Origin of the sequence: Leptospira koniambonensis (assembly GCF_004769555.1) — a bacterium.
Classification (GTDB): Bacteria; Spirochaetota; Leptospiria; order Leptospirales; family Leptospiraceae; genus Leptospira_B; species Leptospira_B koniambonensis.
The window spans coordinates 1,940,551-1,960,268 of sequence record NZ_RQFY01000004.1 but is presented as its reverse complement, the minus strand read 5'-3'; the positions used below and the strand labels follow the sequence as shown (position 1 = coordinate 1,960,268).

Below are 19,718 nucleotides of genomic sequence, written 5' to 3'. Positions count from 1 at the left end.
AGAGGGCGGGGCCCGCACTACTCTTTCACACAACCAGCGCTATTCTCTTTTATCTTAAATGCAAATGCTGAAATTGGCACTGCAGAATTGGATTCGCTAGAAAATGAATAAGTGTTTCCAGTTACAAAATATTTAACCGAATCCGAATCTACATAAGAGTTTGCAGTAGCACTAACGTTTCCGCCCTTCCAATAAACGTTCCTTTTAGGCGGGCTACCAGGATTCCAATAATCGAATCCCATCTCGAATTTAGGAGGAACTGGAACAGGAAATTCTCCCTTTCCTTTCCAGATCGTATTCGAAAGTTTCACCTTATCAATGGTGATGTACATTCTATCGTGAATGTCTAGGAAATTATTTCCATTAAATCGTATATTTCCGTCTGCATCTAAACTTTCTGGGATCAAATCTCCACCACAAAAAGAAAAGCTTGGAACTCCCCAGGCCAAATTGATCGTTTCGAAATCTATTCCGAAATAAGGATTATCAGTACCATATGTAAAATACGAATTTAATTTAGCAGTTCCAGAACCGGCAATACTTGCATCCAATCTAGATTGAGAAGGTGCAAATTTTAACCCGAGATCTAACTTACCCATGCTTGGAAGCCCAAGATCCCATTTCACTTCCTTGGCTGTAAGTTTAAGATTACCTGTAGGATTTTCTAAAAAGTATTTATAGATTGGAGTTCTAGTAAAATTAATTTCAGGGATCAACTTCTCCATTCTGGTATGGATATCTTCTCTCACCCATTGACGAACGGAACTATACAAAGGAAAAAAGTTAGAAAGAACAATCGAGTCAGTCTCTAACTCAAGATTATATTCTCCCTGCAAAGGAAAGTAAGCGGTCCCATCTCCCTTTACACCTTTCCTATATCCAGTTTTACCTTTTAGATTTGCAGACCAAGGAAGACCAAATTGTTTTCCTTTTAACTTAGCTTCTAAAATTCCAGCAAGGTTCCAAGCAAGTTCCCCATCTTTGATTTCCAGATCCAAATAAGTATCCTTCCACACAAAATCTTGGAGAGAAAATTTTGCCTCTGACTTCAACCAGTCGCCATAAGATCCAGTCTCAGTCCCTTTCCAATGTAGATCTAGACTTCCACCCAGAGTTTTTAGATCAGAAGAAACAGGCAGAAAATTACGAATATCATCTAAATCCTGAACAGTCAGGCTTAAATCCCAGGACTTCAGTCCCTTCTCATTTTTAGATTTTAGAAGAGTAAGTTTATCTTCTCCAGAAAATACTTTATGTTCTTCCGTAAAAACATCACCTTTTTGATCGCGAGTCCATTCATGTTCCAGATCTATGTCTTTCCATTCCCAAACTTCGCTCTGCAAAGGAAGCTCTTGTAAAACGATCCCTTTTACATTAGAAAATTCTGTTTTACCTTGGACCTTCAGACTAGTTCCATCAGATTCTAAAACAGCACGGCCCGAAATTTTTCCTTTTTTGGGATAGAATTGGGAAAACTCAGAATACAAACCTCCGGAAGATTCTGCCTTTGCATTCTTAAACAGAATTTCCAGATTCATATTTTTACTTCCGATATCTGTGCTGAACTTTCCGTTCACATATCTAAATCCAGGAATAGGAAATAGAGAATCAGAAATTTGAACATTGATCTTAGTATCCTCTTTCCGAATATTAAAATCGATTCCTTTTACATTCTCCAAAAGGACCTTGCCGCCCTTATAAACGGTGATTGTTGTATCTTCTAATCTGATCTCAGGAATATTGATCTTATGGATATAGGATAAAATTTCTCCTGAGATCTTGTCTTCCAGATCGAAACTCAATTGTGCATTACGCACTCGGATCGCTTTTACAGAAGGTTGTCCTTTCCAAAGACCTCTTAATAATAATTCTATTTTATTTGCTTTAAAGATCATTCTCTGAGAGGCAAAGTCCTCATCGCTGGAAATTTTAAGATCTTCTATAAATACATGATTTGGGAATTCGTATTCTACAACTCCCAGTGTGACTGCCCTGTCCAATTCTTCGTTGATAAATCCGCGTGCGAGTTCCTTCACCCCGCGTAAATCCAGCACTCTTCTTACGAAGTACCATTCTGCAGTTTCTTTTGCCGCTGCAAGAAGAAGGAAGATTACTATCAGTGCAATTGAGATCTTTCTAAAGGAAGGTTTTTCAGTGATTGTCTGTATCTTATGAAAAGAAGAAGATACAAATCGATACAGTTTAGCTGGGACAGCGATCTGAAACGAAACGCTGTCTTTCTTAAATAATGGATTTTTAAGGAGGGGAATTCTGAGGTGAATTACCGTTGGAGAACCTGGCTGATTTTCTCCGAGGTTTCCTTCAGTACTGGGCTTTCCGGAAACTTCTGTAATCCCTCTTCCAGAACCAACTGACATCTTTTGTATTCCTTAATTCTGTAGAAGCTGACTACTACGGTTTCATAGTAGAATAGATCTTTTTCGAAGTTTTTCTCTCTGGAAGCTCTGCCTAAAATTCCCAAAGCCTGGCCGTATTTCTCATCTTCGAAATACGCTTTTGCCCACATCTTTTTGCGGGTAACAGACTCAAAATCGCGATCTACATTGTCCGACTTACGGAAATGAACGATAGCATTATCATAGTCATTGATCCCGAGATAAGCAGAACCTAAATAATGGTCCAAATGTTGAAGATTACGACCATCTTTAGAATTTTGAACTTCTCTCAATACGAGGGAAGCTTCTTTGAAAGATTCGATTTTTAGTAAAAGTTTGGATTTTTGGAGAAGTAGTTCGGAACGTCTTTTGTCTTCAGGGTGCAGATCAGTCAATTGCTGGTCTATTCCCTTGATTTCCGCTCGGACCTGGGTCTCTAAATTGGCGGAAACCGCCCCTTCTTTTTGTGTACTTGCACAGTAGAGGAGGAATTGAGCTCCGATAAACAATATTGTCAGATATTTACTCATTTTCTCATCCGATTTTCAATTTTTCGAGTTCTTGCAGGAAATCACTAGTCTCCTGTTGTCTGGTTTCCTCGTTAGAAAGCCAGTCCAAAGTCTCCGGATCTATCTCCTTAAGGAAGCGAGAAGGTTCGGAGGCCAATTGCTCCCCAAATTTGCGGCGATTAGCGGCACCTGTCAAGCATAAATGCCTCTTCGCCCGAGTCATCGCTACATACATCAAACGGCGCTCTTCATCCACAGATTGGTCTTCTACGGTGGCTCTTCCGGAAGGTAAGATCCCCTCTTCTAATCCTACGACATAAACAGACTCGAATTCCAACCCTTTGGATTGGTGAATGGTGAGTAACTGTACTCGATTATCTTCCTTCTCATCATTAGGCTCATCTTCCATAAGCATCGCCAAACGGTTGATAAAGTCGAATAATGTAGGCTTTTCACCCGAGTCATTATTCTCTTCGAAGAATGCGAGCATGTTCACAAGCTCGGACATATTATAGATACGAGCCTTTGCGACCTTCTCTTCTTTCTCTTCGAGCGCGATCTCTTTTTCAAGGCCCAGATCCGCGATTAACTCTCGTAATGCGAAGAATAACCTTGGAGAAGAAGAGAACTTTTTCTTAGCCTTTTCGATCAAATTTACGAAATTATAGATCTCAGAAGAAATTTTGCGGTTCAAATCTGGGATAAAATCTGGAGATTCGCAGACCCTGAATAATGTCTCATAAAGAGATTCCTTGTTCTGAGCGGCTTTTGCATGCACAAGAGAGATGGAACCAGCACCGATCCCACGTTTCGGATAATTAATAATTCTTAATAAAGACGCATCATCCTTTTGGTTTGCGATGAGACGGATATAAGAGATCAAATCTCGGACTTCTTTACGATCGAAGAAATTATAACCACCCACTACTTTATAAGGCATTTCCCTGGCTCTGAATGCTTCTTCAAAAGGTCTGGATTGGAAGTTCGTACGGAATAAGATCGCGATCTGACTTCCTTTTCTAGCTTGTTTGATGATCTCTTCTCGAATACTATCTGCAACCCATTCTGCTTCGTCCTTCTCGTCACTTCTTTCCACATACTTCACTTTGAGAGCACCAGGCACCTTGGAGAAAAGTTCTTTGGATCTTCTGGAAAGATTATGACGAATCAGAGAGTTTGCTGCGGATACAATGATATCAGTAGATCTATAATTCTCTAAGAGACGGATAACGTTCGCACCTTTAAAATCGTTTTCGAATCCGAGGATCAAACTTACATCAGAACCTCTAAATGCATAGATGGATTGGTCATCATCGCCTACCACACATAGATTGTCTGATTCTCCCATAAGAGCTCTTAAAAATTCATATTGGATCGGGTTCGTATCCTGGAACTCATCCACCATAAAGTATTGGAACTTTTTATGATATTCATCCCTAACTTCTTCAAACTGTCTTAAAAGTTTAGAAGGCAGAAGGATAAGATCATCGAAGTCAATGGAGTTCTGTTCTTTTAAAGTGTCTTGGTATTGTTGGAAAAGAGAAGCAGCCAGAAGATCCCCTTCATTCATAGAGGTCCTCATATCCGCTAAATAATCTTCTCCTGAGTTTTTGATCCTGGAAATTTTAGAAAGAACTTCCATGATCTGAGGACGTTTTGGCTCTAACTTTTGGGCCACAAGCATTCCTGTCACAAGACCTTCTTGGTCTGCTTGGTTCAGAAGAAGGAAAGGTTGTTTATATTCCAACTTCTCAATATGTTTTTTTAATATTCCGAGTCCAAGAGAGTGGAATGTAGAAAGAGTAATCCCTTTTAATAAATTTCTAGGAATAAGTTTGCGAACCCTTTCTCCCATTTCCTTTGCACTTTTATTTGTGAAGGACAATGCAACGATCTTTCCAGCAGGAATATGATGGTCCTGGATCATATGCGCGATCCGGTTCGAGATCACCCTTGTTTTTCCAGAACCTGCACCTGCAAAAATCAAAAGAGGGCCTTGGATTGTTTGGACAGCACGAGCCTGTTCCGGAGACAAACTTAGAAAAATGGCAGCGGAATCCCTAGGTTCCTTTGGCCTTTCTTCTCTTTTTCTTTTGGGAGCAGAAGGTTTTTCTAATAATTCAGTGATCTCAGTTGGAATTTGAATATCAGACTGGACCTGGGTTGAAACAGAATTCTCAGATTGAACCGCGGTGGAAACCGTGACTTCTTCCAGATCTGGAGTTCCTACCATTGACTCTTGGTCGGTGGATTCGTCGATTTCGGTTGATGCTTCTACCGGACTGGAAACAAACTCAGGAGTCTGATTTTCCGAAAAATCGTCTTCTTCGTAAAAAGAAGAACCGTAGGATTCCTCTAGTACTTCTTCTTGAGGAGAAGAAGCAGTAGTTCCTAGCACCAGCGGACCTTCTGCAAAGCTAAGTAATGGTAAATCCTGAGGCGCAGGCTCCTCCGGTTTTTGTTCCGGAATTTCCAAATGGGAAAATAGATCCAGACTTTGATTTGTATCTTCTTTCATCAGATTTTATGAGGGCAAAATAATTTCAGGATCCGAAAAACCTGGTTTTTCGAACCCCTAGTATAAGCGACATAATCCTGATTTTTCTCTTCTTGTCAACCGCGTACAGGCAAAGGTTTGCGAATCTGAAAGGATTTCAAAAAACTGGAAGAAACGGCAGATATGCAAGAATTCCGCCCAGAAAATTACCTCCCCGATTCCAATCTTTGGGAAGAAGGAAAAAAAACTCACCTCTTCAAAACCCCAATTTTTGAGTTAATCTCCGTTCCGAAAGTTTCTCCAGACAAAACAATCTCGGGCAATTTTTTCAAAGTAGAATCTAAGGATTGGGTGAATGTAATCGCACTCACCGCAGACGAAAATGTAATCCTGATCGATCAATACAGACACGGATTACATTCTTATTGTTTGGAAATCCCAGGCGGGATCGCAGAAAAAAATTCTATCTTAGAATCTGCGCAGGCAGAGCTAAGAGAAGAGACTGGTTTTATCTCAGACGATTGGGAATATTTAGGAAAGGTTTCCGCAAATCCTGCCTTCATGAACAATTGGTGTCATACTTATATCGCCAGAAATGTTTATCCTCATCCGGGTGGGCAGGAACTGGATGAAAGCGAACAAATAGAAGTGTATCAATATCCATTAAACAAAATCCCCGAAATTTTAGAGAAAAATATCCTTCACCACGCAATGGTCGTGGCAGCATTTGGATTATTCTTTTTAAAATACGGAGAAAAGAAGAAGTAGAACTATCTCATGACAAAATCCGCAAACTCGAGCCCATTCGTTTCTTTACAAGTCCCTGAGTTCAGGAACTTCTTGGCCGGAAAATTTTTGGTCACACTTTCATTCGTTATGCAATCCACAGTGGTCTTCTGGCAGATAGACCATATCACTCACGATGCATTCTTCGTGGGTTTGATAGGATTTGCAGAGCTTGTGCCTAACGTAGCAGTTTCTCTTTTTTCTGGATTGGTTGTGGATAGTTTTCCAAGGAAGAAGATCATCTTCCTTTCCTTAACTGGTCTGACTTTTAGTTCCTTCTTACTTTTATTATTCACTCTTCCAGGTTTTGAGTGGGTGATCGAAAAATATTGGGTTTATCCAATCTATTCTGTGATATTCTTCTCCGGAATTTGTAGAGGATTTTTATCTCCAAGTATTGCCGCCTTCCAAACTCAGTTAGTCTCTAAGGAAATTTTTCCGAATGCTGCTACTTGGAGTGGTGTTGCTTGGCAGGGTTCCGCAGTTTTAGGTCCAATGCTTGGTGGACTTCTAACTGGATTTAACGGAGTTCAAACTGCTTTTCTTGCAGACTTCTGCATCATGTTATTCTCTTTATTTATTCTACTACTTGTTCCTTCTAAACCTGTTCCTGAAAAACAAGGAGAGAAGGAATCCATTTGGAAAAGTTTAGGAACCGGCTGGAAGTTTGTGTTCGGTCACCAGTTGATCTTGGGCGCGATCAGCTTAGATCTATTTGCAGTATTATTCGGTGGAGCTGTGGCACTTATTCCTACATTCTCCAGAGAAGTTTTAGGAATGGGTCCTGAATATTACGGAATTTTAAGATCCGCTCCTGCGATCGGCGCAGTACTGTGCGCATTGTTTATCGCAGTAAAACCTCCTAAAACAAATTCAGGAGTAATATTACTCAGTAGTGTATTCGGTTTTGGACTTTGTATGATCGTATTTGCACTTTCCAGAAACTTCTACTTATCTTGCGCAGCTCTGATCGTAAGCGGTTCCTTTGATATGGTAAGTGTTGTAATCCGTCATACAATTGTTCAGATGTATACTCCAGAACATATGAGGGGAAGAGTTTCCGCTGTGAATAATATATTCATTGGTTCTTCTAACGAACTAGGAGCATTCGAGTCAGGAGCTACCGCAAAAGCATTCGGCCTCGTTCCTTCTGTGGTTATAGGAGGAACTCTCACTCTCTTAACTGTAGGGATCATTACCGCAATCTCACCTCGTCTTCGAAAAATGGATCTAAAGGATATAACGGTTTAATATGGACAATATTCTTACCCAACAAGAAGCAATGCTCCGCTCCGGGCAGATCTCGGAAGTGGACTATACCTTAAAATTAAAACTGGAAAAAGGATCCCAAGAATACGAGGGAGAAACTACAGTTAGATTCGTTTACAGCGGCGGCAAAAAAGGAAAGCTCAAAGTAGACTTCGTATCTAAGAAGATCGAGATCCTTTGGCTGAACGGAAAAGAAGAAACAAATTACGAAAAGAAAGAATCTGCTTTGTTTCTATCCGGAGAGTCATTAGCAGAAGGTAAAAACGAACTTAAGATCAAATACAAAAACGCATTTGATCATAGTGGTTCCGGTTTTCATAAATTTACAGATCCTTCTGACAAAGCAGAATATATGCATACAGACTTCGAACCATTCGAAGCTCATAGACTATTTCCTTCTTTTGACCAACCAGATCTAAAAGCAACGTATGAGCTCGAGATTACGGGCCCTTCTGAATGGACTTATATCCATAATACAGTCCCGAAATCGGAAGAGACCCAAGGGAATTATAAAAACATAAAGTTCAATAAGACTAAAAAATTCTCTACATATCTATTCTCTTTGATCGTTGGACCTTACGCAGTTTGGGAAGATAAAGCAGGAGAAATTCCTCTTAGGATATTCTGCAGAAAATCTCTCTCCAAATATATGGATGCAGAGAATTTATTTGCGATCACAAAAGAAGCCTTCGGATTCCTCCAAGGATATTTTGGAGTTCCATACCCTTATGGAAAATACGACCAGATTTTCGTTCCAGAATTCAATATGGGCGCCATGGAAAATGTGGGAGCAGTCACATTCTCCGAAAGTTATATTTTCCGCGGACCACGGATCTATTCTGAATATTTAAACAGAGCAAACACAGTGTATCATGAAATGGTGCATATGTGGTTTGGAAACCTGGTCACAATGAAATGGTGGAATGATCTTTGGCTGAATGAAAGTTTCGCGGATTATCTTTCTTATTATTCAATGTCTAACGGGAAAATTTTTCCAGATGCATTAGAACATTTTTATGTAAGAGAAGAATGGGCTTATAGAGAAGACCAACTTTCCACAACTCATCCAATTGCAGGAAAAGCAGAGAACACATTAGAAGCAATCAGCAATTTCGACGGGATCTCTTATTCCAAAGGTGCATCCGTTCTTCGCCAATTGATGTATTACGTGGGTGAGGAAAAATTCAGAGATGCGATGAGACTTTATTTCAAAAGACATGCAGAGAAGAATACAGTTCTAAACGATTTTCTTTCCTGTATGTCAGAAACAAGCGGGATCGATATCAGAGGTTGGAGTAAAGAATGGTTAGAGACAACGGGAGTCAATACTCTCAGTCCAGTCCGACAAGACGGTAGATTATTTTTACACCAAGGACCTTCTGCGACCAACGGACTTTTACGCACACACGCTTTACAAGCATCCCTATTCAGAGAAAAGAACGGAAGTCTTGAAGAAGTCTGGAAAAAAAGAGTACTCGTAAAAGGAAAAGAAACCCTACTCGAAGAAAATTATTCGGGAGAAGCGGACCTTCTACTTTTAAACACAGAAGATTTTGCTTATGCTAAAACTTATCTGAGTAAGGAATCACTTCCTATCTTAAAAAGAAGCCTACATACTTTAAAGGATCGTTTTTCCAGAAGAGTTGTATGGGGAAGTTTATGGCAGATGGTAAGAGATGCAGAACTTGCTCCCAAAGAATTTTTGGAGTTAGCTTTGGACCAAGGCTTAAAGGAACCGGATCTTTCAGTTCGAAACAGCCATATACTCACAAAAGCCCTGACAGTAATCGATAATTATATTCCCGAAGCGGAAAAGAGAAACTGGTCAGACAAACTGAACAAAATTGCCAAAGAAAAATCTCTCTTAGCACAAAACCCGGAACAAGAACAAATCTTATGGTTTAGAATATTAGAAAATACTTCTAAATCCACTGAACAACTTTCTTATCTGAAAGAATTATTGGATCAGAAAAAAAGTATTCCAGGCATTGCAATGGACCAAGAAAGACGTTGGGTCATTCTATCCCGGCTAAGCGCGTATGGAGATCCTGAATCTGCGAAAAGGATCGAAGAAGAAACCTCCAAAGATAATACTGATCTTGGAGCCAAAAAAGCATTCTTAGCTAAAATTTCCTTCCCTGATCCTAAAACCAAAAAAGAATCCTGGGAAAGATTTTTGAAACCTAAAGAAGGAGATTCTACTGACTTCTTAAGATACGGAATGAGAGGATTCCAGTGGAATCACCAAAAGCAACTATTGGTCTCTTATACTGATTCTTATTTTGAGTCAGTGATCTCAGTGTATGAAACAAGAGATCCTCATTTTGCTTCTGCATTCGGTCATATGATGTTCCCTTCTTTCGAACCGGATCCGAATTTGTTAAAAAGGACTGAAAGATTTCTGGATCAAAATAAAAAACTTCCAGAACTACTAAAGAAGGATCTCCAACAACAAAGAGACGATATGCAGAGAACTCTTAAGGTTTTAGAAAAATACAAAAACTAAGACCATCTTAGTTCTCTGAGAAAAAATAAGAGTTAGAGGGCAGCCTCTAACTCTTTACCAAAAAGATCTATTTTTTAGACAGGATTATGCAGTAGCAGGTTCCCTTTTTCCGGAAGGACTTGCAGAAGATTCTCCATGCAGTCTTTTCCATTCTTCCAATTTTTTATCCATCACCTTGAACCAAAGTGGAGGAAATAAAGCCAGAAGTATCATCAATTCATATCCATAAGGAAGCTGAGGGCTTTCTTCAAAATGTCTCAAAGATTGGTATCTTCTTCCAGCGTTCGCATGATGATCAGAATGTCTTTGTAGTTGGAACAAAAACGCGTTAGACAGGCTGAAATTTTGGTTCCATGAATGTATAGGAAGAACCTTCTCGAATTTTCCAGGAGATAATTCCTTACGGGCTAAGCCATAATGTTCAATATAATTCACAAGTTCCAATAAAGAGAATGCAATCCAACTTTGAATAAAGAAAAATGCAGGCACCTGCCAGTTCAAATTTCCAGTGATCGTATAAAAAATCCCAGTCACAGCAGAAATAAATAAAACAGGAATGATCATAGATGTGATCATCTCATTGTCTAAAGTCCAAGCTGACTTACCAAGTTTGCCCAATCTTTTTTTCTCTAAGCTCCAAGCGCTCGTTAAACTTCCTACAACAGTTCTTGGATAAAATGCAAAGAATGATTCACCCTTTCTACTGGAAGCTGGGTCTTCATGAGTAGAAACATTCACATGATGACCTCGGTTATGCTCGATAAAGAAATGCATATAACATACAGTCATAAGAATGAACTTTGAATACCATTGTTCAATCTTAGTATTCTTGTGCCCAAGTTCGTGAGCGACAGTGATCCCGATCCCGCCAGTGTTCACACCAATCGCTATAACAAAAGCTCCCCACTCCAATGTGGAAAGAGTTTGAGTTTGGACCTCCCACAGGGCCCAAATCACCAAAACAAATTGGATCCACGCCCAACCATAGGTCAGAAATCTAAAATAAAATTCCTTTTGAAGCTCCGGTACATCTTCTTCCCGTGGATTGCTTGCGTCCGGCCCAATCCAAAGATCCATGATTGGAAGAATTCCGAACACCACCGCCAAAGTTAAAAAATTAAAACCGCCGCCCAAATAGTAACCTACCACAGCCAGGCCCGGGATCAGGTATGCGATCAAGAAGGATAATCTTTTCCCTACACTCATCTCTCTCTCCTATCCCGCATTTCTCGGGAAAATCAAGTTATTTAATTTATTTCGAACGTTTGGTATTATAACATAAACCCAATCTGGGGCAAGAAAAAAATCTTCGTAACTATATTTTTTCTAACAATTGTTTTAAAATGAATAGAATCGGCAATTTAGCCAAAGAAAAGGATCGGGCGGCTCCTCGCTTTGCTCGGACCGGGCTACTACGGGCTTCGGTCCTTCGGACTTCCCCTTCGTATCCCTTCCGCGGGGGAATCACGCAAAGTCGCAAAGATAAGAAGATATTGGAAATCCAACGGGTGAATCTTTTCTACTTAGCAGCTTCGCGTGAGAACTTCTTTAAGTAGCCGATGTAGGAGTTTCTATATATGAAAATAAATTATCGACTAAATACTTCGATCTAGGCCTTTGATTTTTTGTCCTTGTTTAGGGAGGTCTCTTCAAAAGCATGGTTTATAAGTAGAAAACATTCCCTCACAAGACGAAAAGCACAACATCCACGCGAAAACGTATAACGTTACAATCAGAAGGAAACTTTGATGAGTCTTAACGGATTAAATTTCTATTCCTATCTTAGCAAGATCCGAATTCTTAAAACTTATTCTAGCAAAATTATGCTGGTGGCGTTCTTAGGGACCCATGTTCCACTCATCACACTTTTATTATTTTTTGTAATATCCACTGTTCAAGATGTGCAAACTGCCCTAAAAATTTTAGGAATTGCACTTGTGGCTACTCTTGCAGGAACCGCACTTACACTTCTTGCATTACATAAACTTTTAACTCCAGTTGTACTCACTTCCAAATCTCTAAACAGATATCTTAGCGAAAGAGAGATCCCAAATTTACCTACAGTATTCCAGGACGAAGCAGGCTCTTTAATGGCAGATACTGTCACGACTGTGCGTAAACTGGATGAACTCATCCATTATATGGCGAACTACGATGGACTATCAGGTTTGCCGAATAGAGATCTATTCTTAGAAAGATTAAGCAATTCCCTTCATGAACTTTCCATGAGAGAAGAAATATTGAGTTTTCCAGTTCTTTCTTTAGAAGCTACTCACTTAAAACAGATCAGGTCCAATTTTGGGGTGCATATGGGAGATCTGTATTTGAGATCTCTCGTCCAAAAATTGGAAACAATGCTTGGACCAGAAACTGTTCTTGCAAGAACTGGAGATGGAGAATTCTCCTTCTTTCCGTTACCTTCTTCTTCTCAAATTTTAGAAACTGATTCTGAAATTTGGGCTACGAAGATCCAAAATAGTATTTCTTCTCCTTTAAACGTTGTAGACCAACAGATCTCTTCTGAGATCCGAATTGGAATATCAGTTTTTCCTTATGATGGAAAATCATCTGATCAACTTTTATGGAAGTCTGAAACTGCATTAAACCAAGCAAAACTTTCAGGAACTCCTAAGATCCAAACTTATTCTTCCGAATGGAAAGAAAGAATGAAGGAGAAATACCTTCTCGAAAAAGATCTTAGACTTGCGATCTCTAAAAACCAATTATTCATCCAATACCAACCAAGAATAGAAGTCCAAACAGGCAAAAAGATCTCTGCAGAAGCATTACTAAGATGGAATCATCCTGAATATGGAGTCATCTCCCCTACTATCTTTATACCAATCGCAGAAGAAAGTGGGATCATTGGAGAAATGGGAGAATGGGTCCTTTCTAAATCCATGGAAGACTTGGGAAATTGGAAAAAAAGAGGACTTCCTCCAATCCGTATCTCTGTAAACTTATCAGCAAAACAATTAGAAGATAAGAATATCTCTAAGAAAGTTATGAATATCTTAGAGAAAAATAGCTTAAGTGTAGAGGATCTGGAGCTTGAGATCACAGAATCCAGCTTAATTACTAATATACAGTCCGCTTTGGAAATCTTGGGAGAATTGCATTCCTGGGGGATTTCTCTAGCTTTGGACGATTTCGGAACAGGATATTCCAGCCTTTCTTATTTAAGTAAAATCCCGCTCAAAACCTTAAAAGTGGATCAATCCTTTGTACGCAAAATCCTAACAGACCCGAATTCTCTGGCGATTTCCAAAACGATCGTTGCATTAGGAAAAAGTTTAGGACTACGCATCACAGCGGAAGGTGTAGAAACCGAAACACAAATGCGAAAGATCAAAGACTTAGGCTGCGATGAAGCACAGGGATTTTTCTTAAGCAAACCAATCCTTTTAAAAGAATTGGAAGAGTTCGTTCAAACCTAAAACTTCTTTCACTATATCTCAGACTAATCTGATTCGATTAGTCCCTACTCTTTCCTACCTTTTACTTTATTACATTTAATCTGTTTGTAACAGTTCTCGGCTTAATCGAATTGCGCGAGTATCCATACTTTCCATAAGGAGGATACAGTAAATCGGAAGTATTACATTATGATTACGAGAACTATTGTTACAATTTCAATTTTTCTAATATGCTTGGGAACCCTTTCTGCGGACACGGTCACCAATACAAAAACTAAAGAAGTGATAGAGAACGTAAAAACCACTCAGACAGAACAGGGTGTAATCGTTGAGTTCGAAGACGGCTCCCGTAGAGGTTTTGACAGAACGTCCGTTACTGTTGAAGCAAAACCTGTAGAGTGGAAACAAAAGGATCAGGAAAGCTATCCTGATAAAGAACGATATACTGATTATGCAATTTTCGGTGGGATCTTCTTGGTAATACTACTTTTACCCTAAAGAACCAAAACCTTAACAGGTACGTAATCAAGTCGTAAAGTATTTTATCTAACATAATCCACGAGGTCGATCGGATTTCGGCCTCTTTCAGAATGAATAGGAGAAATTCGATCCATGAAATCTTTAAATAAAAAAGTCTCGAAAGCAGTTAGCGCTCTTGTAGTTGCTATTGCTCTTGTAGGCTGTGATTCCGGCGGAGGAAGCAACGGCGCGGCGCTTGCTCTAGCAGGGTTAGGCGGTGGAGATACTGCTTACGCTAAAGCATCTATCGCCGCAAAAGTTAGAAAAGGAGATGTCGGTTCCGATGTAGCTCTTTCTACAGGAACGGCAGCAACTGCTACAACTCCTGAAACACGTAGAGAAGTTGTTCTTGTTAGAGCAGGTATCTCTAAAGACTTTACTACTACTGCATCTGGCGCGGGCAGTTCTGCTCCGGCCGATAATGGTGATTTCGGTTTTGTTTTAAGTGTTCCATCTGCTAATGCGACAGTATCTGCAACAGTATATACTTTGCGCGAACTTACTTGCGATGAATTAGACAAATCCAGAACAGGAACCTCTGCGGCTGCTTGGACTTCTGACCCAACTGCTGGTCGCTGTGGATTATTTGATAGTGGAGTTGCTGCTTCTTCTGCCAGAATTGCTGAATACAATGCAATTTTAGACAATCCTGCAAATTACACCGTTCCACTTGGAACATTTGATTTTGCATTTAGTATCGACTCTTCTGATCCAAATGCAGTAGGAACTGTTACTATCGCAAACGAAGCTGGAGTGCATATAGTTGCTGCAAACGGACAAACTTCTGTTCCGTTCGCTCTTGTAACTGTTACTGGTGTATATTCTAATCCTAACGCGACTGTTGGAGAAGACGTTTGTGATTCAGTAGGAAGCCCTACAATTATCCAAGGAAACATCAACAGCCCAATTACTTTAGGTAAATATACTCTATTAAGAGGAACTGTTTTTGTTAATAACGTAAAAGTTACTGTTCCAAAAGGTTCCGTAATCTACGGAGAAAGAGGATCTTCCCTCTTCTTCAAAGGTGGAGAATTAGAAACAAAAGGAACTGCTGCTGAACCAGTATGTTTCACTTCTGCTCAGAGACATGGATCCAGATTCCCTGGAGACTGGGGTGGAATCGTGTTCATCGGAAACGGAAACGCAACACGTACTTCTACTACTGAAGGAACTACTCCGCAAACATATCCTGGCGCGAACTCTATGAGTGTAAAACTTAGATATACTATCGTAGAATTTGCAGGAAATGAGGTAGCACCTGGAGACGAGTTAAACTCACTTTCTCAATACGCAGTTAACACAATCGACTATAAGTTCGTTCAAGCTCATAGAGGATTGGATGACTCCTTCGAATGGTGGGGTGGCGGTAAATCTCCAAGTACTCATGACATGAAATTCATGATCGGTTCAGGCTCTATGGATGATGACTTCGATATGGATGAAGGTTTCTCTGGAAACTTGCAGTATCTTGTATCAATCAAATACCCTAAAGCTTGCGGTGGTTCTGCTTCTACAGATCCTCACGGATTTGAGATGGACGGAAGACATTCCAGCACCTGTACAAATACCCAAAACCCTGCAACTACCGATTGTTCCAACCCAACTGTAGCTAACTTTACTACATTAGGTTTAGGAATCAGCGGTGGAGCTGGTATGCGTGCAAGAGAAGGATTATTAGGAACTTTTACTGAAGGTTTAATCTACGGCTTTGCTACAAGAATAAACGCAGGAGAGGCATCTGGTTTCTCAAATACTATCTCAAACATTACAGTGATTTCTGACAGTGCCCCAGATACATTAGCAGCAAGTGCATCTCTGACTTTATCAGCAACTGCATCACTTACTTCTATCCCAGTAACTGATATTGGATCTGTTCAAGATGCTGTAGGATGTGGCTTTGGTACAAAACCAGATCTAAGAACTTCAGCTTCTGTTTCAAGTGGTAACACCGGTGGTGTGCCTTTGAACCTGAGTGCAACAGTAGATTCAGTAAGCGTGCCGGTAAACTGGCCAGCTGGATGGACCGTTTGGAGAGCTCGCTAAGCTAAGTTTAATACAATTGTGAATTAAAAAGACCTCCCCGAAGCGGGAGGTCTTTTTATACAAATTATACAAAAAATAAAATTTCCGGAAAAAGTCTGAATGAACCGTATATACAAACTTTTGTTTATAACGTTTTTATTAATCATAATATCCTATAATTGCAAAAAAGAAAAACCAGAGGGCGATCCAGAATATCAGAAAAAAGTGGAAGAAGCCCGTAACTACCTAAAAGCTCATATCAAAGAAAGCTATGATATAAGCGAAACAAGCCCAACAAGGGATGCTGCAGTTTCAAATTATTTAGATGCTGTAAACCGTGGAGAAACAGATAAGTATCTCTGCACAAAACAAGAGTATTTAGATGTATTCTTACCTAATACTTTAGAAGAAAGCACTCTTACATCCAATATGCCGTTAGAGCAAGCTTGGGAAATTACTGAGCTTCGCAGAAAGGTAGCACTTGAACAACTTCAAGATGTTTTAAAAAAAGAAAAAAATAAACCGATCAAGATCGAAACCTTAACCTGGAGAGACCAGGTACGTCAACTTAACGTCTTAAAAGGCCATAGAGTTGGAAACCTAGTTATACGAGTCGGAAATAGATCCATTTCATTGGAACAAATACGATTAGTAATCGAACATAAAGGAAAGTTCAAGCTGTGCGTTATTGGAGCTTAATTTATAAAAAAATGAAAGATAAACGTATGAAAATTAAAAAGATTATCATATTCTTCCTACTGACTTCTCTTTCTGCACCTGCATGGGGGCAAGGAGTAGGAAAAATCCGAGGAAAAATCGTAGATGGAGACAATGGAGAAGCCGTTTTTGGTGCAACTATTGTTGTTCGATCCATCAAAAAATTCGCCAAATCAGATTTTGACGGTGCGTATGATCTAGAACTTCCTTTAGGAACTCATGAAGTTGAGTTTCAAATGTTAGGATATTCTGCACAAAAACGTTCGGTAACTGTAACCGCAGGAAAACCGCAAGTTGTAAATATTACTTTCGGTTTGCAAACTCTTGAGACAGTGGATGTAAAAGGTAGAGCTTTAAACGATGCAGAAGCTGCCCTCTTATCATTACAGAAAAAGTCTTCCGCAGTTTCAGACGGAATCTCTAAAGAAGCTATTAAGAAAAGTCCGGATTCATCTGCTGGAGAAGTTGTACGAAGAGTTACCGGTATTACCTTAGTAGGCGGTAAGTTCGTATTCGTTCGCGGTCTTGGAGAACGTTATTCTAACACAGAATTAAACGATACCTTAGTACCTTCTACAGAACCAGATAAACGAGTTGTTGCTCTGGATATCTTTCCGTCTGGAGTTCTAAAGAATGTAAGGATTATTAAAACATTTATTCCTGAACTTCCCGCTGAGTTTTCGGGAGGTCTAGTTAAAATTGAAACCCAAGAATATCCTGAAGAAAAACAGCTAAGCGTATCAGTCGGTGCAGGTGGAAATTATAACACTACTGGTCACAAATTCATGAATATGAACCAAGGGACTATGTTAGGTGGTGTCAATTCTAACCAAAGAAACCCTCTTGCCGATTCAGGAAACCAAGGACTAGTCTTTGAGCCAGGAAGTATATTTGGCGGAATTCCTCCTGAAGTTACGCAGGCTGGACCAGCGTTATTTAATCAAAAATGGACTCCAAATTCAGGTCCTGCTCCCTTTGATAAGAACTTCTCTCTAAATTACGGAGATACATTCAAAATAGGAAGTACTTCTAGATTAGGAATTTTAGTGGGGACTACCTATAATAGAAACTATAGATTCAGAGAAGAAAGCTCCAGAACCTACCAAGCAAGCCAAATTTCAGAACTCACTCCTGCCGGGACTAGATTGATCCAGCAACAAAAGCAGGATGCAGATCTTTACATTGAGGAAAGGAACTGGGGAAATAACTTAAACTTGGCATACGAAATTACCAAAGGCCAACAGATATTTATGAAAACCCTTTTCTCACAACAAGGAGAAGGAGTAGTTCGAAATGCAGTAGGTCAGGACAATATCAATTCTGCTGATTTTAAATCTTTAACTACACAATACACAAGTAGTCGAGTCTTCCATAATACATTTGGGGGGGACCATGCTTTAAATTGGTTTGGAGATAGAGCTCATAAATTCGATTGGAGAATAAACTTTGCGCAAGCAGTTAGAGAACAACCGGATTTACAACAACAAGTGTGGAGAAAGTCCTTTTCGGATCCTAATCCTCTAAATTATACACGTTTAGGGAACAACCCGGATGCTTCTAGATTCTTCTCTGACTCGATAGATAATAGCCGCACCGCTAAATTTAACTACGAGATTCCTTTTGACCAATGGAGCGGTCTAAAGTCAACTTTCAAGCTCGGAAGTTATACATTAGAAAGAGATAAGAACTTTAGATTCCATGAATATGGACAAAAAACCAATGTACCTATCTCTTCTCTGGAATATTATCCAATCCCTGGAGAAATTTATTCAAATCCTCTTCTTTTCCAACAGAACACATATACGTTCTCGGAAAGACAGGTTGAATCGAACGCTTACGATGCATTCCAAAGATTGCAAGCTTACTATTCTCAGGTAGAACTACCAATACTTCCAAAATTAAAAATTCTTTTTGGTGCTCGTTACGAAGACAGTTATCAAAAAGTAAGAACTTATGTAACTAGAGATGTCAATAATCCTCTATTTGCAGCAGATTATGGATGCGGTGTCCGCAATGAAGACGTTCGTCTTGCTTTAGTGAAAAACAATGCTTGTGACCCAACAAATAACGGTATTGGTGAATTAAGGACAAAAGACACACTTCCTTCCTTTAACCTTAACTGGGAATTTAAGGAAAATCAAATTCTACGTATCGCAGCTACCCAGACATTAACTCGTCCCGATCTAAGAGAATTATCTCCTTTCGGATTTACTCCTTATTTCGGAGCGAATCGTGTATTTGGTAACGCTGACCTAAGAAGATCTTACATACACAACTATGATATCCGATACGAATACTATCTGTCATCTTCGGATTATATCGGAGTCGGAGCTTTCTTCAAACAGATATCAAGTCCGATCGAAATGATTGGTCAACCTGTTGCAGGAAGTATTAGCCAACGTTTCACTTATGTAAATGCTGAGCAAGGTACTATCCGGGGGATAGAATTCGACTTTAGGAAAGAGATCACAGATCGTATTCGTTTCGAGACAAATATGTTCTTCATTCAGTCGAGAGTTGACGTTATTCCTTGGGAGCAATACATTGCTGCAAAAACAGGGATACTGGATCCTTTATCTAAAGCGGCAACTTATAACCCGACAAATCTATCTCGCCCCCTACAAGGACAATCTCCATTCGTATTTAACATCAAATTAGATTTCCATTTAGATGAAAAAAAGAGACACAATTTAGGTTTCTATTACAATTACTTTGGCGATCGTCTTTATTCAGTGGGTGCAAATGGATTGCCTGATGCGTATGAAAGAGCGGTCGGTTTGACTGATGTTGTCTTTACGACAAAAAGAGGAGATCATTTAGAATTTAAAGTTTCCGCTCAGAATATTTTTGACACTCGATATAGAGTATATCAAAAGAACGAGTTAACTGGTGAAAAAGAACTCTTCCTTTCATACAGAACTGGTGTGAGTTACTCGTTCCAAGCTACTTATAAGCTTTAAGATTAATAGTTAATTTGCTGCTTACAAAAAATCCCTCAGAAGAAAGTCTTCTGGGGGATTTTTTATCTTACGGTCTCGAGAAAACCTTCATGCATAAGAAGCAGAAATAAAGACACAATAA

At 39.6% G+C, this 19,718-nt stretch carries 12 protein-coding genes; 8 read left to right on the top strand and 4 right to left on the bottom strand.

Annotated elements, in window-relative coordinates:
• Positions 1–17: 17 nt before the first annotated feature.
• The 3 genes from EHQ52_RS13150 to EHQ52_RS13140 are packed head-to-tail and all read right to left on the bottom strand — an operon-like array spanning position 18 to position 4,907.
• Complete coding sequence (locus tag EHQ52_RS13150) at positions 18–2,378, bottom strand: LIC_12586 family protein (RefSeq protein WP_244244866.1); 2,361 nt, start codon at positions 2,376–2,378, stop codon at positions 18–20.
• The gene (locus EHQ52_RS13145) at positions 2,282–2,926 is read right to left on the bottom strand and encodes a tetratricopeptide repeat protein (protein WP_135615583.1); all 645 of its coding nucleotides are present in this window, start codon (positions 2,924–2,926) and stop codon (positions 2,282–2,284) included. Before EHQ52_RS13145 ends, EHQ52_RS13150 begins: the two co-directional genes overlap by 97 nt.
• A 4-nt stretch (positions 2,927–2,930) precedes the next feature.
• A complete protein-coding gene (locus tag EHQ52_RS13140; RefSeq protein ID WP_425269396.1) occupies positions 2,931–4,907 on the bottom strand; it encodes an ATP-dependent helicase in 1,977 nt (658 codons plus the stop codon).
• Positions 4,908–5,585: 678 nt separating this feature from the next.
• Here EHQ52_RS13140 and EHQ52_RS13135 point away from each other — a divergent pair.
• Genes EHQ52_RS13135 through pepN form a run of 3 tightly spaced genes read left to right on the top strand, consistent with a single transcriptional unit; the run spans position 5,586 to position 9,963 of the window.
• Positions 5,586–6,170, top strand: coding sequence for an NUDIX hydrolase (locus EHQ52_RS13135; protein WP_135615581.1), 585 nt, complete (start codon positions 5,586–5,588; stop codon positions 6,168–6,170).
• Between the two features lie 9 nt (positions 6,171–6,179).
• Entirely contained in the window at positions 6,180–7,439 is a 1,260-nt protein-coding gene (locus EHQ52_RS13130; RefSeq protein ID WP_135615580.1) for an MFS transporter, read from the top strand.
• A gap of 1 nt (position 7,440) precedes the next feature.
• Positions 7,441–9,963, top strand: coding sequence for an aminopeptidase N (pepN, locus tag EHQ52_RS13125; protein WP_135615579.1), 2,523 nt, complete (start codon positions 7,441–7,443; stop codon positions 9,961–9,963).
• Between the two features lie 84 nt (positions 9,964–10,047).
• On the opposite strand, the gene EHQ52_RS13120 is transcribed toward pepN, so the two are convergent.
• Complete coding sequence (locus tag EHQ52_RS13120) at positions 10,048–11,169, bottom strand: alkane 1-monooxygenase (RefSeq protein ID WP_135615578.1); 1,122 nt, start codon at positions 11,167–11,169, stop codon at positions 10,048–10,050.
• 542 nt (positions 11,170–11,711) lie between these two features.
• Between EHQ52_RS13120 and EHQ52_RS13115 the strand changes: the two genes are divergently transcribed.
• The 5 genes from EHQ52_RS13115 (at position 11,712) to EHQ52_RS13095 (ending at position 19,597) form a co-directional block, all read left to right on the top strand.
• A complete protein-coding gene (locus EHQ52_RS13115) occupies positions 11,712–13,400 on the top strand; it encodes a putative bifunctional diguanylate cyclase/phosphodiesterase (protein ID WP_135615577.1) in 1,689 nt (562 codons plus the stop codon).
• A 168-nt stretch (positions 13,401–13,568) separates the two neighbouring features.
• Positions 13,569–13,877 (top strand): LIMLP_04285 family protein, encoded by a 309-nt coding sequence (locus EHQ52_RS13110; protein ID WP_135615576.1) that lies wholly within the window; start codon positions 13,569–13,571, stop codon positions 13,875–13,877.
• A 114-nt stretch (positions 13,878–13,991) separates the two neighbouring features.
• Positions 13,992–15,941: a hypothetical protein gene (locus tag EHQ52_RS13105; RefSeq protein ID WP_135615575.1), complete on the top strand. Its 1,950-nt coding sequence runs from the start codon at positions 13,992–13,994 to the stop codon at positions 15,939–15,941.
• Between the two features lie 99 nt (positions 15,942–16,040).
• A complete protein-coding gene (locus EHQ52_RS13100; protein ID WP_135615574.1) occupies positions 16,041–16,619 on the top strand; it encodes a hypothetical protein in 579 nt (192 codons plus the stop codon).
• 26 nt (positions 16,620–16,645) lie between these two features.
• Positions 16,646–19,597: a carboxypeptidase regulatory-like domain-containing protein gene (locus tag EHQ52_RS13095; protein ID WP_135615573.1), complete on the top strand. Its 2,952-nt coding sequence runs from the start codon at positions 16,646–16,648 to the stop codon at positions 19,595–19,597.
• Positions 19,598–19,718: the final 121 nt, after the last annotated feature.

Excerpts from the sequence above, each read along its gene's own strand:
- EHQ52_RS13130 (WP_135615580.1), top strand. The coding sequence starts at position 6,180 with ATGACAAAATCCGCAAACTCGAGCCCATTCGTTTCTTTACAAGTCCCT.
- pepN (WP_135615579.1), top strand. The coding sequence starts at position 7,441 with ATGGACAATATTCTTACCCAACAAGAAGCAATGCTCCGCTCCGGGCAG.
- EHQ52_RS13105 (WP_135615575.1), top strand. The coding sequence starts at position 13,992 with ATGAAATCTTTAAATAAAAAAGTCTCGAAAGCAGTTAGCGCTCTTGTA.
- EHQ52_RS13100 (WP_135615574.1), top strand. The coding sequence starts at position 16,041 with ATGAACCGTATATACAAACTTTTGTTTATAACGTTTTTATTAATCATA.
- EHQ52_RS13120 (WP_135615578.1), bottom strand. The coding sequence starts at position 11,169 with ATGAGTGTAGGGAAAAGATTATCCTTCTTGATCGCATACCTGATCCCG.
- EHQ52_RS13150 (WP_244244866.1), bottom strand. The coding sequence starts at position 2,378 with ATGTCAGTTGGTTCTGGAAGAGGGATTACAGAAGTTTCCGGAAAGCCC.
- EHQ52_RS13145 (WP_135615583.1), bottom strand. The coding sequence starts at position 2,926 with ATGAGTAAATATCTGACAATATTGTTTATCGGAGCTCAATTCCTCCTC.
- EHQ52_RS13095 (WP_135615573.1), top strand. The coding sequence starts at position 16,646 with ATGAAAATTAAAAAGATTATCATATTCTTCCTACTGACTTCTCTTTCT.
- EHQ52_RS13135 (WP_135615581.1), top strand. The coding sequence starts at position 5,586 with ATGCAAGAATTCCGCCCAGAAAATTACCTCCCCGATTCCAATCTTTGG.
- EHQ52_RS13110 (WP_135615576.1), top strand. The coding sequence starts at position 13,569 with ATGATTACGAGAACTATTGTTACAATTTCAATTTTTCTAATATGCTTG.
- EHQ52_RS13115 (WP_135615577.1), top strand. The coding sequence starts at position 11,712 with ATGAGTCTTAACGGATTAAATTTCTATTCCTATCTTAGCAAGATCCGA.